This is a genomic window from Micromonospora deserti, assembly GCF_003236335.1.
In the GTDB taxonomy this organism is placed as follows: domain Bacteria; phylum Actinomycetota; class Actinomycetes; order Mycobacteriales; family Micromonosporaceae; genus Micromonospora; species Micromonospora deserti.
In genome coordinates this window covers 1-19,034 of sequence record NZ_POUB01000106.1, presented here as the reverse complement: position 1 = coordinate 19,034, position 19,034 = coordinate 1, and the positions used below count along the sequence as shown (strand labels likewise).

Genomic DNA, 19,034 nt, shown 5'->3' with positions numbered 1-19,034 from the left:
GCTACGCTGGCCACGAGGTCTCCGGTGTTCAGGTCTTCTTGGTCGAAGAATCATCTACCGGAGACCTCGCCGTTTATTGATCACCGACGCGCCGCAACTTCCTCAACACCTATGAAACACCGCCTAGGCTTGATTTTTAAGCTCGGCCGCTATCCGTCGGTGTGGTCCTGTGTGGATTTTGGCGTGTCGTGCTCGACGTGGGACGGCCACCGCTTGATGATCTTCTGGTTCCTGCGAAGAACACGAAGACCGAAGGCGGTGGCCGTGGCCACGATTCTGGACTATGTCGGCGGGCTGGTGCTACCCGACGCCCCGGTGACCGGGGTAGCGGTGGATCCGGCGATGGCGCTGGCCGGGTTCCGTCGGGACCTCTACCAGTGCCTGACCCGGCGGGCAGACGCGTTGTTCGAGCTGACCGACGCCGTCCTGTGCACCGATGGGCCCGTGCACAGTCTGGTCGACCTCACGCTGACGGCCGAGCATCGTCGAGGTCACGGGGCGCTGTGCGACGGGCTGAACGCGGGCCGGGTCGACATCGCCCGCCTACGTCGTAGTCTGGCCGGGCTGCCGCTGCCCCGGGCGGCGGACGGGCGGATCGTCCTGGCCGTGGATGTGTCGAACTGGCTGCGTCCGGACGCGCCGACCAGCCCGGACCGGCTGTTCTGCCACGTCTACGGCCGAGGAAAAGGGGCGAACGCAGCTGATTCCGGGCTGGCCGTACTCGTTCGTGGCCGCGTTGGAGACCGGCCGCACGTCGTGGACGCAGGTCCTGGACGCGGTGCGCCTGGGCCCGGCCGATGACGCCACCGCGGTCACCGCCACCCAACTGCGCCAGGTCGTGGACCGGCTTACCGTGGCGGGTCACTGGCGGCCCGGCGACCCGAACATTCTCCTCGTGGCCGACACCGGCTACGACACCGCCCGACTGGCCTGGGTACTGGCCGACCTGCCCGTGACGCTGATCGGGCGGATCCGCACAGACCGCGTCCTACGCCTACCCAAGCCGACCAGGACGCAAGGCACCATCGGCCGCCCCCGCAAACACGGCGCAGAGTTCGCCCTGGCCGACCCGGCTACCTGGCCGCCACCGCACCACGTCACCACCACCACGACCACCCGCTACGGCACCGCCCGCGCGGCCTCGTGGGACCGGCTCCACCCCAGACTGACCCGCCGCACCTGCTGGATCGACCACAACACAGACCTACCGATCATCGAAGGCACCCTGATCCGGCTACAGGTCGACCACCTACCCGGCGACCGCGACCCCAAGCCGGTATGGCTGTGGTGCTCCACGACCGGCGCCACCACCACCGACGTGGACCGCTGCTGGCAAGCGTTCCTACGCCGCTTCGACCTGGAACACACCTTCCGTCTGTTCAAACAGACCCTCGGCTGGACCCGAACGAAAATCCGCACCCCACAAGCCGCCGACCGATGGACCTGGCTGGTCATCGCCGCCCACACCCAACTCCGCCTCGCCCGCCCACTCGCCGCGGACCTACGCCGACCCTGGGAACGACCAACCACACCCGAACGGCTCACCCCAGCCCGAGTTCGCCGCAGCTTTCGGAACCTCCGCACGAACAGCGCGAGGCTGTCGCACAGCTTTCGATCTTGGGCTGTCAAGGGTGTGTCGGAGTCGGGCCGTGATTGTCCTAGATGGTCGGCTATGGGGTGGGGTTCAATTTCATCTCTTGCGATCGTGAGCGTGGTCTCCCGATCCCGGCCGATGTCCGGCAGTGGCTACCACCGCAGCACCTGTGCTGGAAGGTACTCGCGGCCGTTCAGGAGCTGGATCTTGCGGCGTTCCTCGCGGGATACCGCGCCGACGGACAAGGCCACGCGGCGTATCCCCCGGATGTGATGCTGTCGTTGGTGTTGTACTGCTACAGCAAGGGAATCCGTTCGTCACGGCGGATCGAGGCGGCGTGCCTCGACGATGTGGGCTGCCGGATCATCACGGCCAACCAGCAAGTCGACCATGCCACGATCGCCCGGTTTCTGCGTCGTCATCGCCACCGCTTGGAGTCGCTGTTCCTTCAGGTGCTGGCGTTGTGCGGCCGGCGAGGACTGGTGGACATGTCCGCGGTGGCCGTGGACGGCTCACCGATGCACGCCAACGCGGCCCGCTCCTCCAACCGGACTCTGCAGCAGTTGGAAGCCGTTGTCGCGGACGGCGAGGCACGAATCGCCCGTTGGATGACGGACGCGGCGCCGAACACTGCGGCGACGCCGGCCCAGCCCGCCGCCGCACAGACGGCTCAGAGTGACCTGCCGTGGGGAGGGCTGGCACGCCTCGGTGACCGGATCGCACGGGCCTGCACGGCCCGAGACAAGTTGTATGAGCGGGCGTTGCCGTCGTTGGGCGAGATTCAGATCAAGGTCGAGGCCGCCGAACGCATGGTGGCCCGAGCCGAGCAGCGGCTGGAAGCAGTGACCGCCGCACACACGACACGGCTGCAGGCCTATGCCCACCGCACAGAGCACGACCAGGCCGCGGGACGCCAAGGCGCCAACGGGCGCCCGCCGGTGCCATTGCACGCCAAAGCGTCAGTGATACGCCAGCGGGAGCGACTCGCCAGGGCCAGAGCAGGGCTGCACAACATGCGCCATCCCGAGCCGGTTCCTTCGCCCAAAGCCCGGGCCTCGCTCACCGATCCTCAGTCGCGGCTCATGCTCGGCAAACGCGGCGGCTACGTGCAGGGCTACAACGTCCAGATCGCCTCCACCCGCAACCAGCTCCTTCTCGCCGTCGAGCTACAAGACAACCCGTCGGACATGACCGCCCTGGTCCCGGTCGTCAAACGAACCCAGCACAACTGCGCCGCCGCCGGTATCACCGACCAAGTGACAGCATGGTTAGCCGACAGCGGATACGCCAGCACCGCCAACTTCGCAGCACTCAGCGATCTTCCCCTCCTCGTGTCAGTCACCCAGGAATACCGCCAGACACACAGCCCGGAACCCCCCGAGCACACCACCATCCCAACAGGTCACCGCGACATGGTCGCCCGCCTCGCCACCCCCGCCGGACGCGAGCTCTACGCCCGCCGCAGCGCCCTGGTCGAGCCCGGTTTTGCCCAACTGTTCCAACGATTCGGACGCCATCTGCACTACCGCGGCGCCACCAGCGTCGACGCCGAGATCAAACTGCTCGGAGCCGTACACAACCTGAACAAACTCTTCCGCCACGACACCAAACGACCGTCTTGACAGTCCAAGATCGAAAGCTGTGCGACAGCCTCGCGGTGGTCGGGCGCAGGTTCCGAAACCCGCGACGGACCCGGGCGGGAGTGAGCCGGTCAGGTGCCGCTGGCCGCTCCCACGGCCGACGCAGGTCCGCGACGAGGGGCCTGGCGAGGCGTAGCTGAGTGTAGGCGGCGATGATCAGCCAGGTCCACCGGTCAGCGGCTTCGGTGGTGCGGATCTTCGGGCGGGTCCAGCCCAGGGTCTGTTTGAACAGTCGAAACGTGTGCTCGAGGTCGAAGCGGCGCAGGAAGGCCTGCCACCAGCGGTCGATATCGGCGGTGGTGGCGTTGGTGGCGGAGCACCACAGCCATACCGGTTTGGGGTCGTGCTCGCCGGGCAGGTGTTCCACCTGCAGCCGGATCAGTGTGCCGGCGATGATCGGCAGGTCACCGTCGTGGTCGATCCAGCAGGTGCGGCGGGTCAGCCTGGGGTGCAGCTGGTCCCAGCTGTCGGCTCGTGCGGTGCCGTAGCGGCTGGTCGGGGTGAGGGTGGTGTGCTGCGGCGCGGGCCAGGTGGCCGGGCCGTTGCAGGCGAACTCGGCGCCGTGTTTGCGGGGACGGCCGACAGCGCCCGGCTGCCTGCTCGGCTTGGGCAACCGCAGGACACGGTCCGAGCGGATCCGGCCGACCAGGAGCACGGGCAGGTCGGACAGCACCCAGGCCAGCCGGGCGGTGTCGTAGCCGGTGTCACAGACGATCAGGATGTCGGGGTCGCCGCAGCGCCAGTGCCCCGCGTGGATCAGCCGGTCGATCAGCTGCCGGAGTTGGCCGGCGGTGACTGCGGTGGCGTCGTCGGCCGGGCCCAGCCGCACCGCGTCGAGTACCTGCGTCCACGACGTACGGCCTGGTTCCAAGGTGGCGACGAACGAGTACGGCCAGCCGGGGATCATTTGGGCGGAGCCCTTGCCACGGCCGTAGGTGTGGCAGAACAACCGGTCCGGGCTGGTGGCCGCGTCCGGGCGCAGCCAGTTGCAGACGTCAACGGCGAGCATGATCCGCCCGTCCGTGGCGCGGGGCAGCGCCAACCCTGCGAGGGCCACCCGCAGCCGGGCGACGTCGATCCCGCCAGCGCCCAAAGCGTCGTACAGGGCACCGTGACCACGGCGGTGCTCCGCGACCAACGACAGGTCGACCAGACTGGTCACCGGCCCACCCGAACACAGCAGCGCGTCGGTGAGCTCGAACAACGCGTCCGCCCGACGCGGCAGACACCGGTAGAAGTCCCGACGAAACCCGGCCAACCTCGCTGCTGGATCCTCGGCCGACCCGACCACCGACATGTCCGGCGTACGCGTGTCGGGCAACACGACGCCACCCAGGTAGTCCAGAATCGTGGCCACGGCCACCACCTGTTCTGTTCTTCGTGTCCTTGCAGCGCGAAGGATCATCAGGTGGTGGCCGGTTCACGTCTCCACGACACGCCGAGTCCACACAGGACCAGCGCGGCACACGGGCGCCGAGGTTAAGAACAAGCTGAGAGGACGTCTGATTCACGTACTTCGTCGGTTATGTGGGTTTAGCCGTATCGCCAGGTTGGGGTGGTTTCGGTGGTGAGGCGTTTGGCGAGGTTGTCGATCATGGCCAGGGTGATCATGCTGGCGGAGTTGTCGGGCCGGGCTTCGTAGTCGCGTACGAGCCGGCGGTGGTGCATGAGCCATCCCAGGGTGCGTTCGACGACCCAACGCCGTTTGACGACGCTGAATCCTTTGGCCTGTGGGTCCTTGGTGACGGTCTCGACGTCGATGCCGAGTTGGGCGCCGTGTTCGACGACGCGGTTCTTGAAGCCGGCGTCGACCCAGGTTTTGGTCAGGGTGGGGTAGGCGGCGGTGGCGTGGTCGAGTAGGTCGATGCCGATGGTGTTGTCGCTGGTGCTGGCGGCGGTGACGATCACGGCCAGCAGGAGGCCGAGGGTGTCGGTGATGATGCCGCGTTTGCGGCCGACGATCTTCTTTCCTGGGTCGATGCCCTGCGTGGACAGTGGGACGTTGGTGGAGGTCTTTACGCTCTGGCTGTCCATGATGGATGCGGTGGGGTGGATGGTGCGGCCGTGGTGGTCGCGTACGAGGCCGGTGAGGTTGTAGTTCAGTTCTGCGAAGATGCGTTCCTTGCTCCAGGCGGCGAAGTAGCCGTAGACGGTCGCGTGGGGCGGGAAGTCGTGGGGTAGGTAGCGCCAGGCGATGCCGGTGCGGTTGACGTACAGGATGGCGTTGAAGATCTCGCGTAGGTCGTGGGTGGGGGTGCGGCCGCTGACGCCGGCGTCGGTGCGGGCCTGTCGCCAGGCGGTCAGGCGGGGTGCGATCAGGGCCCAGCGGGCGTCGGACAGGTCGGATGGGTAGGCTCGCCGTGCGGTCATGGTGCGGTCGTACGGTGTCTGGAGGCCGGCTCGGCGGACGTCATGTCCGTTGATTCCAGGGCGTAAGTGAATCAGACACGATCGCAGGGTGAAACGCGTTGGTTCCGGTCAGAGCAGAGCTGGATCGGATGCGTTCATTCTAGGTCAGGTCCGGCATTCTGTGTCACCGAGGCCGAGATGTGAATCGGTCGCTATTGGCGCGAACGCGAAGCAAACGTCCAGTGAGATTTACCAAGAGCGCCGCACCCGCGCGGATCGTCGTTGCCTACGGCGGCGCTAATGGTGAGGCTAGCCTCGGCCCTTCGTTAAGGGCTGTCCAAGGAGTGGACCGAAACGAAGAAGTGCCTCCTGATCAGGGAAAATATGGCTTGTCGAGAATCCTGTTAACCCGTCCGCCGTGGTGAGGAACCGTCTCAAGCACATCCAGTACCGCCCCGACCTCCTGACCAGCCTCCTCACCCACACCGGCCTGACCCTCGACCCAGAACCCCCGTAACCCTGACCATTCAACCTCTGCACCTGCGCGATGTAGCCGACCACCTCACCCAGGTCGTCGAACGCGTCGACGGGTTCCGGCACCTGCTGCAGAACATCCTCACCGTCAACGCCCGTGGGCGGCCATTCTGTTCGCGCCCACGCTGTTCGGAACCGTCTACGGCATGAACTTCGATCACATGCCGGAGCTCAAATGGCAATACGGCTACCTCTTCGCGGTCGCGCTCATGGCCCTGGTCTGCGGCGCCCTCTATCTCATCTTCAAACGCCGCAACTGGCTCTGAACGTGTACCCAACGGCGTCTCCTGAACGCGGAGATAAGCGTCGATGAACCATTCGGATGCCTCGTCGGAGCGGGAAGCTCCGCGCCCACGTCGTGCAACGTGCGCACGTCTGCGAGGCGGCGTTTCCCTTCGGACCGGCACCCGTCCGAGCCCATGAACAACCTCCCTCGATCACGAGGGGCAGCTGAGCGGGAGTTGCCTGGCCGTGGGAGTATCCGCTTCGTGTGGATTGCAAGCCGACGGGGGGAGCCTGCAGGCCGCGTCGGGCGATGCTGGCCGATCCGGCGCGGGCGGGTGGGCGTGTGGTGCCGCTGTTGACGCGCCGGCCGGCGTGGCAGCGGCGGAGCGACCGGCTTCAGCATCCGGCTCAGGTGATCACGATCGGTTTCGCGGCCGCGGTGGCGGTCGGTACCGGCCTGTTGTCGCTGCCGCTAGCGACCCGCTCTGGGCAGCGGGCGGAACTGGTGGATGCGCTGTTCACCGCTACGTCGGCGGTGTGCGTAACCGGGCTCGTGACCGTGGATACCGGTAGCTACTGGTCCGGTTTCGGGCAGGCGGTGATCCTGCTGCTGATCCAGGCCGGCGGTTTGGGCATCATGACCCTGGCCACGCTGTTCACCGTGCTGCTGTCCCGACGGCTGGGCCTGCGGGCGCGGTTCCTCGCCCAGGCGGAGACGAAGAGCCTGACCCTGACCGACGTCCGCGGGGTGGTCCGCAGGATCGTGCTGTTCAGCCTGGTCAGCGAGGCGGTGGTCGCGGTGGTGCTGACCACCCGCTTCGCCACCGCGTACGACGCGCCGTTCGGCGCAGCGCTCTACGACGGGGTGTTCCACGCCGTCTCGGCGTTCAACAACGCCGGCTTCTCCACCAACGCCGACAGCCTCATCGGACACGTCACCGACCCGTGGATCAACCTGACCGTCGCCGCGGCGGTCATCCTCGGCGGGCTCGGCTTCCCGGTGGTCTTCGAGCTGACCCGCTACTGGCGGCGGCCCGAGCTGTGGTCGGTGATGACCCGCATCACCGTCACCTTGACCGTGACACTGCTGGCCCTCGGCACGATCGTGTTCACCCTGGCCGAATTCTCCAACCCGCGCACGTTCGGGCCGCTGGACGGCCCGGAGAAGCTGCTCGCCGCATTCTTCGCCTCCACGATGACGCGCACCGCCGGGTTCAACAGCGTCGACATCGGGGCCATGCGCCCGGAGAGCCTGCTCGCCAGCGACGTGCTGATGTTCATCGGCGGCGGCAGCGCCGGCACCGCCGGCGGCATCAAGGTCACCACATTCGGTCTGCTGGCCTTCGTCCTCTGGTCGGAGATGCGCGGCGAAACCCAGGTCAACGTCGGCCACAGGCGGATCCCGCCCAGCAACCAACGGCAGGCCCTCGCGATCGCCCTGCTCAGCGTCGGCGCGGTGGCCACCGCCACCTTCCTCCTGCTGGCCGTCACCCCGCACCGGCTGGACGTGGTCCTGTTCGAGGTCGTGTCCGCGTTCGGCACCGTCGGTCTCTCCACCGGCATCACCGGTAGCCTGCCCCCGGGGGCGAATCTCCTGCTGGTCCTGCTGATGTTCGCCGGCCGCATCGGACCCCTCACCCTGGCGTCGGCGCTGGCGCTGCGGGACCGCAACCGCCGCTTCGAACTACCCGAGGAGAGGACAATCGTTGGCTGACGTACGCACCGAACCGGTGGTGGTGATCGGGCTCGGCCGCTTCGGCAGCGCCCTGGCCCGGGAACTGGTCAACCGGGGCACCGAGGTCCTCGGCATCGACAACAGACCCAAGCTCGTCCAGTCGCTGGTGGGACAGATCCCCCACGTGACCACCGCCGACTCCACCGACATCGAAGCACTCCGACAGCTCGGCGTGGCCGACTTCCACCGCGCCGTGGTGGCGATCGGCACCGACATCCAGGCCAGCATCCTCACCACGTCACTCTTGTCGGATCTCGGTATCCCCGACATCTGGGCCAAGGCCATCAGCGCCCAGCACAGCAACATCCTCACCCGGGTCGGCGCGCACCACGTGGTCGCGCCCGAGCACGACATGGGCGAACGGGTCGCCCACCTGCTCACCGGCCGGATCCTCGACTACGTCGAGGTCGACGCCGACTTCGCGGTGATCAAGACCAAGCCACCACGGGACGTCGTCGGCGTACCGCTGCGCGAGTCACGGCTGCGCAGCCGATGGGGGGTCACCGTCGTCGCGGTCAAGCCGCAGGCCGCCATCGGCGGGCAGCAACCCGGCTTCACCCACGCCACCCCCGACACCGTCCTGACCTACGGCGACCTCATCCTCGTCGTCGGCGCCATCGACAACGTCGAACGCTTCGCCGCGACCGAGTAGGAGTCTCCAGTGACTCCAGATGACCTGTGTTGGACCGGGTGAAGCGGCCGGTCGACCCGGATCGCCGGCCGCTTCACCCGGTGTGCCGGTCGACCGTTGTCCGCTCGGTCGGTGACCGTTCAGATCACGGGCCGCCGCAGGGCGAGCTGCGGTAGGTGCTCGCCCTGACCGGCCCGCCCCTCACCCGTCCTGCACACAGTCAGGGTCTGTGGCGGGTATTCGCGAGGAAACCCGCCGGGTGGATGCTTGGCAGCCATCCGATCCGGTGACTGTGCAGGAACGCGGCCTGCTCCACCGCGAGGTAGGCGACGATCAGCAGGGTGGAGATGCCGGCCTGATGGGTGGGACTGGAGCTAGTCATCCGTTCGTGCGCGGCGAGCCACACCACGGCGCGGGGGCCACGGTCGCTAACGCCGCCGTGGCCACCCCGGCACGTCGCGGCCTGCGGGCGTGCCGGGGTGGGCGGGTCGGCGGGCCGGGACGGGGTGAACCCCCGTGTGCTCGTACAGGACTATGTCGCGGGAGTCGAGTACAGCGACGGGTCGGTCACCCCGTTGGATCTACCCGGCGGGAAAGGACACTTCCCTCGCCGATCCGGCGTGGTGCGGCTCCACACGTCCATCCCACCATCATGGCCGCCTGGTGTGTGTTCCAGTCAATGGGGCTAGGGCGGCGGCGAGCAGCAACAGGATGCCACCGAGGACGTAGACGGCCCGGATGCCGATCTGGTCGGCCAGCGCCGCGCCGATCCCCAGGGAGGCCAGGCGACCGAACTGCCAGGTGACGTCGAAGGTGGCCATGACCCGGCCACGGACAGTGTCGGGCACGGTCGCTTGCAGCATGGAGTTGAAGGTGACGGCCCCAGTGGAGGTGCCCAGCCCGTAGACGGCCAGGGCGACGGTGGCCGGGGGCAGGCTCGACACGGCGGCGAGCGTGAGGTCTACGCCGCCGCGCAGGGCGTAGGGGCCGAATATCCAGCCTGGCCGGGCTGGGTCACGGATGAGACGGACCAGTACGAGCGGTCCGAGTACAGCGCCGACTCCAATCGCGCCGATGGCGATGCCGTAGCCGGCGGGCGGGGCGTGTAGGTGGTCGCGGATGTAGACGACCAGCAGGGCGCTGGTGGCCCCTGCGGACAGCGCGGCAAGGATCTGGCCGACCGCCAGGGCGCTCAGCCGCCGGTCGGCGGTGATGTGCCGGATACCGGCAACGGCGCTGGTCCACCAGCCGCGCCACCGCCCGGCCGCGCTGGGACGGCTGTCGGCCGCTGTCGGACGGGCAGGCTCCGGCAACCGGACGAGCAGGGCCGCCGAGACCAGGTAGCTGACGGCGTTGATCCAGAACGCGATCTTGAAGCCCGCCACTGTGATGACCAGGCCGCTGACCGGGGCTAAGGCGATCTGTGACAGCACCGCCGCGGTCCAGATGCCGCTGTTCGCCGCGACCAGCCGGTCACGGGCCACGAGATTGGGCAGCACCGCCCCGGCCGCCGGGTTGAAGAACACCGCCGCCGCTGACATGCCCGCAGCAATGGCATAGACCACGCCGACATGATCCGTCACCAGCGGCAACACCCCGGCGAGCACTGCCCGGACCAGGTCAGCGGAGATCATCACGGTGCGCCGGGGCAGCCGGTCGACCACCACGCCGGCCAGCGGGGTCAGCAGCAGCACCGGCACGATCTCTGCCGCCACCACCCCGGCGACCCCCAACGCGGATCCGGTCAGCTCCAGCACCAGCAGGCTCAGCGCCACCGCGGCCGCGACATCGCCCCACTGCGACACCGTTCTGGCCGCCCACAACCGTCGATACCCACGGATGGCGAACACCGCCCGCAGCCCAGACGAGCCACCGACTTGCCTCACCGGACACCATCACCGTCGCATCATGCCCCCGCGCACCTGCCGGCCAGGCTCCACGAACCCCCACTCGGAAGCCACCACGCCCGCCACATAACTGTCACGGACACGGGTATACCGGACCGACCAACCAGAGGGAGATGATCACGTGGCCGCCAAACTCGCTTCGGAACTCACCCAAGAGTGCATCGAGGTCTGCGCCGCCTGCGCGGTAGCCTGCCACGTCTGCGCCGACCACTGCGCACAACAGGCCGACCCCCAGATGCTGGCCTGCATCCGGCTGTGCCTGTCCTGTGCCGATGCTTGCCTGGCCTGCCTACCCTCACTAGCCCGCGCCGCCAACTACGAACAACTGTGCCGGGCCTGCGCCGAGCTGTGCGAGGCATGCGCCACCGAGTGTGAACGCTACGACGACGAGATCATGTTGCAGTGCGTCCAGGCGTGCCGCCGCGCCGCGCAAGTCTGCCGAGAATTGATCGACGCCTGACCCCAGTCACGCCCCGCTGCCGCCGCCGCGATCATCCACGGCGCCGGCCGCCACCGTGCCCATCGCCCGCCATCCCAACCCTACGGGCCGGGCCACGCACACCGAGGTGACGCCTGCCGGGCTCGGCGTCGGCCGCGCCGCCGGGAAAGGGCCATGTCACGGCCGTTGCAAGCCCACCAGTCCGGGGACTGTGTACACGTGTTCGTGTAGGTCCACGACGTCACGGGCCAGGACGCCGTCTTACCTCCGCCGTTCGACGCCCATCTCTGGAACGCTCCTACGCCGCCGACGAACTAGGAGTCGAGGCGGAACCAGGAGGAAACCAATCCGGCAGCACTGTCCGAGGTCCGCACCGCCTTGCGTGGGCACTCGCACGTTGGCCTGCGCACCGCCGTACTCGGCGGAGTGCCGAGCCTGTCGATCGCGGTACCGACCCAGCCCGCGGCGGTTCGCGGCGCCGTACGGGTCACGATCCCGGAAGCTCGCCGGCGGGCCAGCGTTCACCGGGTCTGGGCGCTGCTGGCCGCCGCAGGTGCGGCAGTGCTCCTGGTCGTGACGGTCGCGGCGTTCGCTCTCGCCCGGTGGATCAGCCGACCTGTGCACGCCCTCGAAGGCGCGACCCGCATGCTGGCCGACGGCGTCCTCACCACGTCCGCCCCGACCACGACCGGACCACCGGAGCTGCGCCGCCTGGCGGCGACGTTCAACCGGACCGCGGCCCGGCTGCAGGCATTGATCCACGCCCAGCGTTCCTTCACCGCGCACGCCTCGCACCAGCTCAAGACCCCGCTCGCCGCACTGCGGATACGGCTGGAGAACCTCGAACCGGCCATCACCGATGATGCGCGCCGCAATCTTGCCGCAGCGCTCACCGAAGCCGATCGGCTCACCGACATGATCGACACCCTGCTGCAGATCACGCGCGCCGAGCACGCACCCGAGCGCCTCATCGTCGCCGATCTCGACGTTGTGATCACGCAGCGGATCGTTGCGTTGGAGCCTCTGGCCCGCCGCCGCAACGTGCGACTGGCGCTCACCGGCAGCCCGGTCGGCGAGGTCGACGCGGTCCCCGGCGCCCTTGATCAGATCGTGGAGAATCTGCTGGCCAACGCCCTACGCGCAGCGCCAGACCGGAGCACGATCACGGTGCACCGGTGCCCTGCCCAGCCCGGCTCGGGCCCACGCGGTGAGCCGGCGGTCGAGCTGCACGTGATCGACCAGGGCGAGGGCCTGACCGAGGAGCAGAGGCGCCTAGCATTCGAACCGTTCTGGCGGGCGCCCGGATCACCGAAGGGCGGCACCGGCCTCGGACTCGCGCTCGTGCGGCAACTCACTGAGGCCTGCGCGGGCCAGGTTGCCCTTCGCCCGGCAGCCGGCACCGGCATCGACGCCGTCGTTCGCTTCCGCGCCGCTACCAGGCCCACCTGAGCCGTAACCCATGACTTCGCCAGGAGAAGCCCAGGATTGCGCCAGGGTTCGTCTGAAAACCCAACCCGACGTACTGCCGCACCCGTACTGCGGGTCGTAGTCCCCTGCCGAGACTCAGATCTACGACCTGGAGGTCAGGATGCGACGAGCAGTACTGGTAGCGATCACCGCGGCGGGCGTCGGCGTGCCGCTGATCACCGGCACCGCGATCGCCGCTGCGGGCGACGATGATCGCCGCAGTTCGGTGGCCACATCTACGAGATCGTTCGAGATCGAGATCGATCCCGAACTCGACGCCCGCTTCGTCCCCGTCCGGTCAACGCCGTACGGGCCGCCGAACTCGTCACCATCCGTTTCCCCGGCGCCCACGTCACCGAGGCCGAACTCGACGAGGTCGGCGGCGGGCCCATCTGGGAGGTCAAGTTCCAGCTGGGTGGTGGCGAGAACGAGGTCAACGTCGATGCCGTGACCGGCGCGATCTTCGGCGGCGACGACTGACAGAGCACTCAGGCGACCACGACCGACAGGCCCGTACGACCCGTCCGTCGGGCTACTGTGCCGCGAGGAGGCGCCCGCGATAGCTGAGCACTGAGGCGCGAAACGCCTCCACCGGCGGGGCGTACGCCCGATCAGCCAACCAGACGAGGGCGACGGTGCGGGTGGTCTGTGGGTGCGTGACGGTGACTCTGACGACGTCGTGGTGGGCGGCCGGACCCAACGGGAGCAGTGCTACGCCGAGCCCAGCGGCGACCAGCCCGAGCACCGTGTCGATCTCTTCGCCTTCGAACGCCAAGCGGGGCGTAAAGCCGGCCTGCCGGCACCAATCGTCGGTTATGCGGCGCAGACCGTAGCCGCGTTTCAGGCCGACAAATTCCTCTTCGGCGGCCTCGGCGAGGCCCACCCGCTTGCGACCGGCGAGCCGGTGCCCGTGTGGCACCACGAGCCCGAGCCGCTGCTGGTCGACCTTGCGTGCCCGAAACACCGGATCCTCGGGAACGGGCGACGTGAGGCACAGATCCACTGCACCGGAGCGCAACTTCTCCAGCATGGCATCGTTGCTGTCCTGGACGAGCGTGAAGCGCACCCTCGGGTGGCTGGTGCGAAAGTCGCGCAGGAGCACCGGCACCGCGCGCACTCCGAGCGAGTGCAGGAACGCGAACGCGACCCGGCCGCGGTCCGGGCTGAGCTCCTCGGTGAGTTCGTCGAGGCCGTCAGTGAGCGCAACGAGAGCGCGCTCCACGTGCGGCAGCAACTGTTGGCCGTGCCGGGTGAGGCGCACGGTCCGGCCGGTGCGCAGCAACAGCGTCGTGCCGAGGTCGGCTTCGAGACGGGCGATGTTTCGGCTGAGGGTTGACTGGGCCAGGCCGAGCCGTTCTGCGGCGCGTGTCACATGCTGCTCTCGCGCGACCACCGCGAACTGCCGGAGCCGTGGCGCGACAACGCTCAACAGCTCCTCATGTATAGAAGCGATCGGTTCCTGCATTATTCATACATTGGACGCATGAGGAGGTCCTGTCTAGCGTCACGTCGGTGACGGCCATCCTCGCGCACGACACGGACCAACGCCTGCGGCGCGGCGACGCCGGGCTCACCCGCGTCATGGTCGCCATGTTTGCCGGCGGCGCGGCGATCTTCGCGCTGCTCTACGGCCCCCAGGCGGTGCTGCCGCAACTGTCTTCCACGTTCCATGTCACGCCCGCCGGCGCCGGCCTGGCCATGTCGGTGACGGCGGCCGCGCTCGCCGTCGCGGTCATCCCGGCCAGCGTGCTGTCTCAGCGTTGGGGCCGGGCGCGAGTGCTGGTCGCATCCGTGTCGCTCGCCGCGTTGCTCGGCGTCCTGCTACCGCTCAGCCCGACGTACGGCGTGTTGCTCGGGATCCGTACGCTGCAGGGGTTCGCTGTGGCGGGCATGCCCGCCGTGGCGATGGCGTACCTTGCCGATGAGATCCACCCGTCGGCGCTTGTCGGCGCGGTTGGCACGTTCGTCGCCGGCAATGGTGTCGGCGGCGTCGCCGGGCGGATGCTGGCCAGTGCGGGTGCGAGTCTCAGCGGCTGGCGGTTCGGGCTCGCTGCGGTCGGCGCGCTGTCGGTCGCTGGCGCGATCGTGTTCGCGCTGCTGGTGGCCCGGTTGCCCAATCGTCCGGCTACGCCCATCGCCCGCGGTGCACTGCGCCGCCACCTCGCCGACCCGAGGCTGCTCCGGCTCTACCTCACCGGGTTCGTATTGATGGGCGGCTTCTCCACCATCTACAACTACCTGACCTACCGGCTGGTGCGCCCGCCGTTCGCCCTCGCCCCCGCAGCCGCCGGTCTCGTCTTCCTCGCGTATGTGGCCGGAACGGCCGCCGCAGCTGTCGCCGGACGGCTCGCCGATCGCCACGGCGCGCCGGTCGTACTGCGCGGTGCCGTGCTGCTCGCCATGGTCGCCGCGGTGACCACGCTGCCGAACGAACTGCCGGCGGTGCTCACCGGGCTGGTGCTGGTCACCGTGGGATTCTTCGCCGCACACGTGGCAGCCAGCGGCTGGGTCGCACGGGTGGCGGACACGGCGCGCGCCCAAGCTGCAGGCATGTACCTGTTCGCGTACTACGCCGGCAGCAGTCTCGGCGGCTGGATCGGTGGCCTGGTGTTCGAGCGCACCGGCTGGCCTGCCACGGTCGCATACGTGGTGGCGATGTTCGCCCTCGCCCTGGCGCTGAGCCACCCCACCCGAAGTAGTTCCGCCCCGGGGGAATCGAACGTGATGACCGGACGGCGGACGTGAGCGCCGCCATCCCTTGAGAGGTCCTAACTGAGTCGTACGAGGTGCCGGTACGTGATGATGCAGGTGGCGAGGGTGAGGAAGGCTTCGTGGATGTCGTCGCGGCGTTCCCATCGGAGGCGTAGGCGTTTCATGCCGTGGTACCAGGCGATCGTTCTCTCGACCACCCACCTGAACACGCCCAACCCGGAGCCGTGGGGCTGACCTCGGCGAGCGATCCGTAAAGATCCGGCTGAAAATCAAGCTCAGGCATCGGCCGCGGGAAGCCGCTCGCACCACCGCCGGTACGCCTCCTCGAGCGCCGGATCGTCGCGCGGCGCCACGGGCGGGCTCTCCCGCCCCGGTACGGCCAGCCGGACGCCCGCCCCCCGAGCGGCGAGGATCGCCGCGCCGGTGGCCGACGCGCTACGGATCTCGGTGCGGCGGACCTCGACGCCGAGACAGTCGGCGAGCAGTTGACGGACCAGCGTTTCCCGCCCGCCGCCGCCGGTGAGCCGCACCGCGGGACCGATCGGACCGAGTAGTTCCGCTGACCGGCGGACCGCGAAGACCATCGCCTCGAGCGCGGCCCGGGCCAGCTCCGCCCGGGTGGTGGAGGCCTGCAGGCCGAGCCAGGCGCCGCGGCTCGCCGGCCCGGCGAGTCCGCCCCGCTCGCCGGTGAGGAAGGGCAGGAACGAGACTCCGCCCGCACCGGCCGGGCTTTCCTGCGCGGCGGCGACCAGCTCCGGCCAGCTCAGCCCGAGCACGAAGCCGGCCCAGTCCAGCGCGAGCCCGGCGTTCTGCACCGCCGCCATGGCGTACCACCCATGGTCGGCGGCGACGTAGAGGTGGGTGACGGGCGAGCGGACAGGCTGCGGCGCGGCGACCCGGCGCAGCAGTTGCGCCCCGGTGCCAAGGTTGAGCTGCGCGCTTGCCTCGGGGTTCACGTCACCGCTCGCCGCGGCCGAGCCGGTCGCCGACCAGCTCCACCGGCTCGACCATCCCGTTCTCCTCGATGTTCATGTGGTACGTGTCGAGGTGTACGCCGATGGCCGCCCCGGTCTCGTCGATCAGAGCGAGCATGTCGCGCGCGGTGTTGACCACGTTGCTCTCGTACCGGTTGACCACCTCAAGGTTGACCGGCACGCCGGCGGAGGCGCACCGACGATTCGCGTTCTACGGCCGGGTCTCCACCGAGGACCAGCAAGACCCCGTGGCGTCGAGGAACTGGCAGCTCACCCGCGCAACTGGCCTCATCGAGCCAACCGGCGGCATCATCGTTGCCGAGTTCTTCGACATCGGCCTGTCCCGCTCCCTGCCATGGAAGCGGCGGCCCCATGCCGCCCGGCTGCTCGACGCCCTCGCTGACCCGAACCGTGGGTTCGACGCAGTCGTGATCGGCGAGCCCCAACGCGCGTTCTACGGCAACCAGTACAGCCTGACCATGCCCGTCTTCTCGCACTATGGCGTCGACCTATGGGTGCCGGAGGTCGGCGGCGCGATCGACCCCGAGTCCGAAGCCCACGACCTGATCATGAGCGTGTTCGGCGGCATGTCCAAGGGCGAACGCACCCGCGTGAAGGTCCGCGTCCGCACCGCGATGACCTCCCAGGCGAAGATCGAAGGCCGGTTCCTCGGCGGGCGCCCACCCTACGGGTACCGCCTCGCCGACGCCGGACCGCACCCCAACCCGGGCAAGGCCGCCGACGGCCGTCGCCTACACAAGCTGGAACCCGACCCGGCCACCGCGCCTGTTGTTCGGCGAATCTTCGCCATGTACCTCGCCAACAACGGCTACTTCGCCATCGCCGAGGCACTCACCCGCGACGGCATACCTTCCCCGTCAGCCGCCGACCCCGCCCGCAACCCGCACCGCACCGGCGAGGGCTGGGCCAAGAGCGCCGTCAAGAACATCCTGTCCAACCCCCGCTACACCGGCCGGCAAGTATGGAACAAACAGCGCAAGGACGAGGTGCTCCTCGACGTCAACGACGTCGCCCTCGGCTACGAAACCCGCATGCGCTGGAACGACAAGACCTCATGGGTGTGGTCCGACACGATCGCCCACCCGCCGCTCGTCACCGTCAACGACTTCGAGCTAGCCCAGACGATCATGGCGGCCAGCGGGCGGGGCCGCACCGGCAACCGACAGCGGAAGGTACGCCGCCACTACCTCCTTCGCGGACTCTTGCTCTGCGGGCTGTGTGGACGCAAGATGCAAAGCCACCAGGCCCACGAGACCGCCTACTACCGGTGCCGCTACCCCAACGAGTACGCCCTCGCCAACCACGTCCAGCACCCCCGCAACGTCTACGTCGCGGAACGAGACATCATCCCCGCCCTCGACAACTGGCTCCTCACCGCGTTCGCCCCACACCGACTGACGGACACGATTCGCCGACTCCACGCCGCCCAACCCGACACCGGACCCGGCGTCGTTGCCCCGGAAATCACCGCCGCCAACAAGATCATCGCGGCATGCGACGCCAAACTCCTCCAGTACCGCGCCATCGCAGACGCCGGAGGCGACCCCGCCACCGTCGCCGCATGGATGGCCGAGGTCAACGCCCAACGCGCCGCCGCCGTCACTCAACGCGACCAAGCAGCAGCACAAGCACCCCGCCGCCTCACCGAGGACGACATCCGCCACCTTGTCGGCAGCCTCGACGACATCCGCAACACCCTGCGGAACGCCCACCACCAGGCCAAGAGCAACGTCTACCGCGCGCTACGACTCGCCCTCACCTACAACCCCGGCCAAAACAAAATCAGCGTCGAGGCTAAGCCTGACGCTGATTACTGTGGGGTAACTGTACGTGTCCGAGGGGGGACTTGAACCCCCACGCCCTATACGGGCACTAGCACCTCAAGCTAGCGCGTCTGCCATTCCGCCACCCGGACCTACTCGTCCAGCCTACCGCGCCGACCCGGATGATCACGTCACCGGTCGGGCCGCCCGGCGGGCCGCACGGGGAGTTACTGTACACGCCCCGGGTGGATCATGCACATCACCGTCCGGCTCGTGGAACCGCCCAGCTCGGGCGGCCCGGCGGGCTCCGCGGACGGGACTGCCGGCGGGTTCGGGTAGCGTCCGGACACGTCACCCGGCAGCATGGCCACGTGTCCCATCCCTCTCCCCTGGCCGCCGTCCAACAGCGGGCCCTCGCCCTGCGCGCCGCGGGCGAGTTGACCGCCGCCCGCCGGCTGCTCGCCGACGCCGTGGGGTCCGCGGCGGCGCCGTACGGCAAGGATCACCCGGACGTGCTGAGCACCGCGCACCTGCTGGCGCGGCTGCACCGGGAGGCGGAGGACCCGGGCGCCGCCCGCCGAGTGCTGGAGGAGGCGTTCGCCGCGGGCGAGCGCCGCTGGCCGCACGCCGACCCGTTGATGCTGGCGCTCGCCTTCGAGCTCGCCGCGGTCGCCGACGAGCTGGGCAACCGGCACGAGGCCCGTCGCAACTACACCCGCGTCGCCACCGCCGGGCCCGCCGTGCTCGGCGCCGACCACCCCGCGGTACGCACAGCCCGGCAGTACCTCGGCGATGCCGCTCCCGCCCCCGTCGCCGCCGGCCACCAGCCCACGCCGGCCAGCCGGCCGGGACACGCGGCCCTGTCCGAGCCCACGGTGTCGCTGGCGGCCCTGTCCACCGCCTGGCGACCGCACGACGGCGCGGGCATCGCCACCGCCGGCGCGGGCCGGGACGCGACCGGCGCGTGGCGGCCGGCGGCGCTCGAACTCGCGGGGCGTCGCCTGCTGGTCTGGTCGGTGGCCGCCCCGTCCAGCGGCGTGCCG

At 69.1% G+C, this 19,034-nt stretch carries 18 protein-coding genes, 1 tRNA gene and 2 pseudogenes; 11 read left to right on the top strand and 10 right to left on the bottom strand.

Going from position 1 to position 19,034, the window contains the following annotated elements; genetic code table 11:
• Positions 1-342 precede the first annotated feature (342 nt).
• Both C1I99_RS33355 and C1I99_RS16535 read left to right on the top strand, forming a co-directional pair.
• Positions 343-1,594 (top strand): annotated as a pseudogene (locus C1I99_RS33355) (NF041680 family putative transposase); the annotation flags it as partial.
• A gap of 68 nt (positions 1,595-1,662) precedes the next feature.
• A complete protein-coding gene (locus tag C1I99_RS16535; RefSeq protein WP_111135110.1) occupies positions 1,663-3,216 on the top strand; it encodes a transposase in 1,554 nt (517 codons plus the stop codon).
• On the opposite strand, the gene C1I99_RS34000 is transcribed toward C1I99_RS16535, so the two are convergent.
• Complete coding sequence (locus tag C1I99_RS34000) at positions 3,149-4,531, bottom strand: NF041680 family putative transposase (RefSeq protein WP_325049212.1); 1,383 nt, start codon at positions 4,529-4,531, stop codon at positions 3,149-3,151. The two genes, C1I99_RS16535 and C1I99_RS34000, sit on opposite strands and share 68 nt — an antisense overlap.
• Positions 4,532-4,767: 236 nt before the next feature.
• Entirely contained in the window at positions 4,768-5,604 is an 837-nt protein-coding gene (locus tag C1I99_RS16525) for an IS5 family transposase (protein ID WP_111135109.1), read from the bottom strand.
• Between the two features lie 659 nt (positions 5,605-6,263).
• Here C1I99_RS16525 and C1I99_RS33995 point away from each other — a divergent pair.
• The 3 genes from C1I99_RS33995 (at position 6,264) to C1I99_RS16510 (ending at position 8,729) form a co-directional block, all read left to right on the top strand.
• Positions 6,264-6,383, top strand: coding sequence for a CorA family divalent cation transporter (locus C1I99_RS33995; RefSeq protein WP_233512541.1), 120 nt, complete (start codon positions 6,264-6,266; stop codon positions 6,381-6,383).
• Positions 6,384-6,754: 371 nt separating this feature from the next.
• Positions 6,755-8,056, top strand: a complete 1,302-nt coding sequence (locus C1I99_RS16515; RefSeq protein WP_233512540.1) for a TrkH family potassium uptake protein — start codon at positions 6,755-6,757, stop codon at positions 8,054-8,056.
• On the top strand, positions 8,049-8,729 hold the full coding sequence (locus tag C1I99_RS16510; protein WP_199562173.1) for a potassium channel family protein: 681 nt from the start codon (positions 8,049-8,051) through the stop codon (positions 8,727-8,729). Before C1I99_RS16515 ends, C1I99_RS16510 begins: the two co-directional genes overlap by 8 nt.
• Positions 8,730-8,928: 199 nt before the next feature.
• Here the strand turns inward: C1I99_RS16510 and C1I99_RS32800 are convergent, their stop codons facing one another.
• The gene (locus C1I99_RS32800) at positions 8,929-9,090 is read right to left on the bottom strand and encodes a hypothetical protein (RefSeq protein WP_158554075.1); all 162 of its coding nucleotides are present in this window, start codon (positions 9,088-9,090) and stop codon (positions 8,929-8,931) included.
• 268 nt (positions 9,091-9,358) lie between these two features.
• Positions 9,359-10,558 (bottom strand): MFS transporter, encoded by a 1,200-nt coding sequence (locus tag C1I99_RS16500; protein WP_199562171.1) that lies wholly within the window; start codon positions 10,556-10,558, stop codon positions 9,359-9,361.
• A gap of 178 nt (positions 10,559-10,736) precedes the next feature.
• Here C1I99_RS16500 and C1I99_RS16495 point away from each other — a divergent pair, with 178 nt between their 5' ends.
• Positions 10,737-11,075: a four-helix bundle copper-binding protein gene (locus C1I99_RS16495; protein WP_111135106.1), complete on the top strand. Its 339-nt coding sequence runs from the start codon at positions 10,737-10,739 to the stop codon at positions 11,073-11,075.
• A gap of 540 nt (positions 11,076-11,615) precedes the next feature.
• On the top strand, positions 11,616-12,503 hold the full coding sequence (locus C1I99_RS16490; protein ID WP_146603971.1) for a sensor histidine kinase: 888 nt from the start codon (positions 11,616-11,618) through the stop codon (positions 12,501-12,503).
• Positions 12,504-12,623: 120 nt separating this feature from the next.
• Here C1I99_RS16490 and C1I99_RS32330 read toward each other — a convergent pair whose 3' ends face one another.
• Positions 12,624-12,872: a hypothetical protein gene (locus C1I99_RS32330; protein WP_146603970.1), complete on the bottom strand. Its 249-nt coding sequence runs from the start codon at positions 12,870-12,872 to the stop codon at positions 12,624-12,626.
• On the opposite strand from C1I99_RS32330, the gene C1I99_RS35010 reads away from it, so the two are divergent.
• The gene (locus tag C1I99_RS35010) at positions 12,756-13,001 is read left to right on the top strand and encodes a PepSY domain-containing protein (RefSeq protein WP_111135113.1); all 246 of its coding nucleotides are present in this window, start codon (positions 12,756-12,758) and stop codon (positions 12,999-13,001) included. The two genes, C1I99_RS32330 and C1I99_RS35010, sit on opposite strands and share 117 nt — an antisense overlap.
• A 52-nt stretch (positions 13,002-13,053) precedes the next feature.
• On the opposite strand, the gene C1I99_RS16480 is transcribed toward C1I99_RS35010, so the two are convergent.
• Positions 13,054-13,986: a LysR family transcriptional regulator gene (locus tag C1I99_RS16480; RefSeq protein ID WP_199562170.1), complete on the bottom strand. Its 933-nt coding sequence runs from the start codon at positions 13,984-13,986 to the stop codon at positions 13,054-13,056.
• Between the two features lie 47 nt (positions 13,987-14,033).
• On the opposite strand from C1I99_RS16480, the gene C1I99_RS16475 reads away from it, so the two are divergent.
• Positions 14,034-15,266 carry an MFS transporter gene (locus C1I99_RS16475; RefSeq protein WP_111135104.1) on the top strand — a complete coding sequence of 411 codons (1,233 nt, stop codon included), beginning with the start codon at positions 14,034-14,036 and terminating at the stop codon, positions 15,264-15,266.
• Between the two features lie 23 nt (positions 15,267-15,289).
• Here the strand turns inward: C1I99_RS16475 and C1I99_RS33350 are convergent.
• The 3 genes and pseudogenes from C1I99_RS33350 to C1I99_RS16460 all read right to left on the bottom strand — a co-directional run.
• Positions 15,290-15,481 (bottom strand): annotated as a pseudogene (locus C1I99_RS33350) (transposase); the annotation flags it as partial.
• Between the two features lie 27 nt (positions 15,482-15,508).
• Positions 15,509-16,189 carry an FGGY-family carbohydrate kinase gene (locus tag C1I99_RS16465; RefSeq protein WP_111135103.1) on the bottom strand — a complete coding sequence of 227 codons (681 nt, stop codon included), beginning with the start codon at positions 16,187-16,189 and terminating at the stop codon, positions 15,509-15,511.
• Position 16,190: 1 nt separating this feature from the next.
• Positions 16,191-16,388, bottom strand: coding sequence for a TIM barrel protein (locus C1I99_RS16460; RefSeq protein ID WP_111135111.1), 198 nt, complete (start codon positions 16,386-16,388; stop codon positions 16,191-16,193).
• Here C1I99_RS16460 and C1I99_RS16455 point away from each other — a divergent pair.
• Positions 16,378-18,078, top strand: coding sequence for a recombinase family protein (locus tag C1I99_RS16455; RefSeq protein ID WP_233512539.1), 1,701 nt, complete (start codon positions 16,378-16,380; stop codon positions 18,076-18,078). The genes C1I99_RS16460 and C1I99_RS16455 overlap by 11 nt on opposite strands.
• Here C1I99_RS16455 and C1I99_RS16450 read toward each other — a convergent pair.
• Positions 18,060-18,143, bottom strand: a tRNA-Leu gene (locus C1I99_RS16450). The two genes, C1I99_RS16455 and C1I99_RS16450, sit on opposite strands and share 19 nt — an antisense overlap.
• 219 nt (positions 18,144-18,362) lie before the next feature.
• On the opposite strand from C1I99_RS16450, the gene C1I99_RS16445 reads away from it, so the two are divergent.
• Positions 18,363-19,034, top strand: a 672-nt coding sequence (locus tag C1I99_RS16445) for a tetratricopeptide repeat protein (RefSeq protein ID WP_146603969.1), incomplete at its 3' end; no start/stop codon positions are given.

Excerpts from the sequence above, each read along its gene's own strand:
- C1I99_RS16535 (WP_111135110.1), top strand. The coding sequence starts at position 1,663 with ATGGTCGGCTATGGGGTGGGGTTCAATTTCATCTCTTGCGATCGTGAG.
- C1I99_RS34000 (WP_325049212.1), bottom strand. The coding sequence starts at position 4,531 with ATGTCGGTGGTCGGGTCGGCCGAGGATCCAGCAGCGAGGTTGGCCGGG.
- C1I99_RS16525 (WP_111135109.1), bottom strand. The coding sequence starts at position 5,604 with ATGACCGCACGGCGAGCCTACCCATCCGACCTGTCCGACGCCCGCTGG.
- C1I99_RS33995 (WP_233512541.1), top strand. The coding sequence starts at position 6,264 with ATGAACTTCGATCACATGCCGGAGCTCAAATGGCAATACGGCTACCTC.
- C1I99_RS32800 (WP_158554075.1), bottom strand. The coding sequence starts at position 9,090 with ATGACTAGCTCCAGTCCCACCCATCAGGCCGGCATCTCCACCCTGCTG.
- C1I99_RS16480 (WP_199562170.1), bottom strand. The coding sequence starts at position 13,986 with ATGCAGGAACCGATCGCTTCTATACATGAGGAGCTGTTGAGCGTTGTC.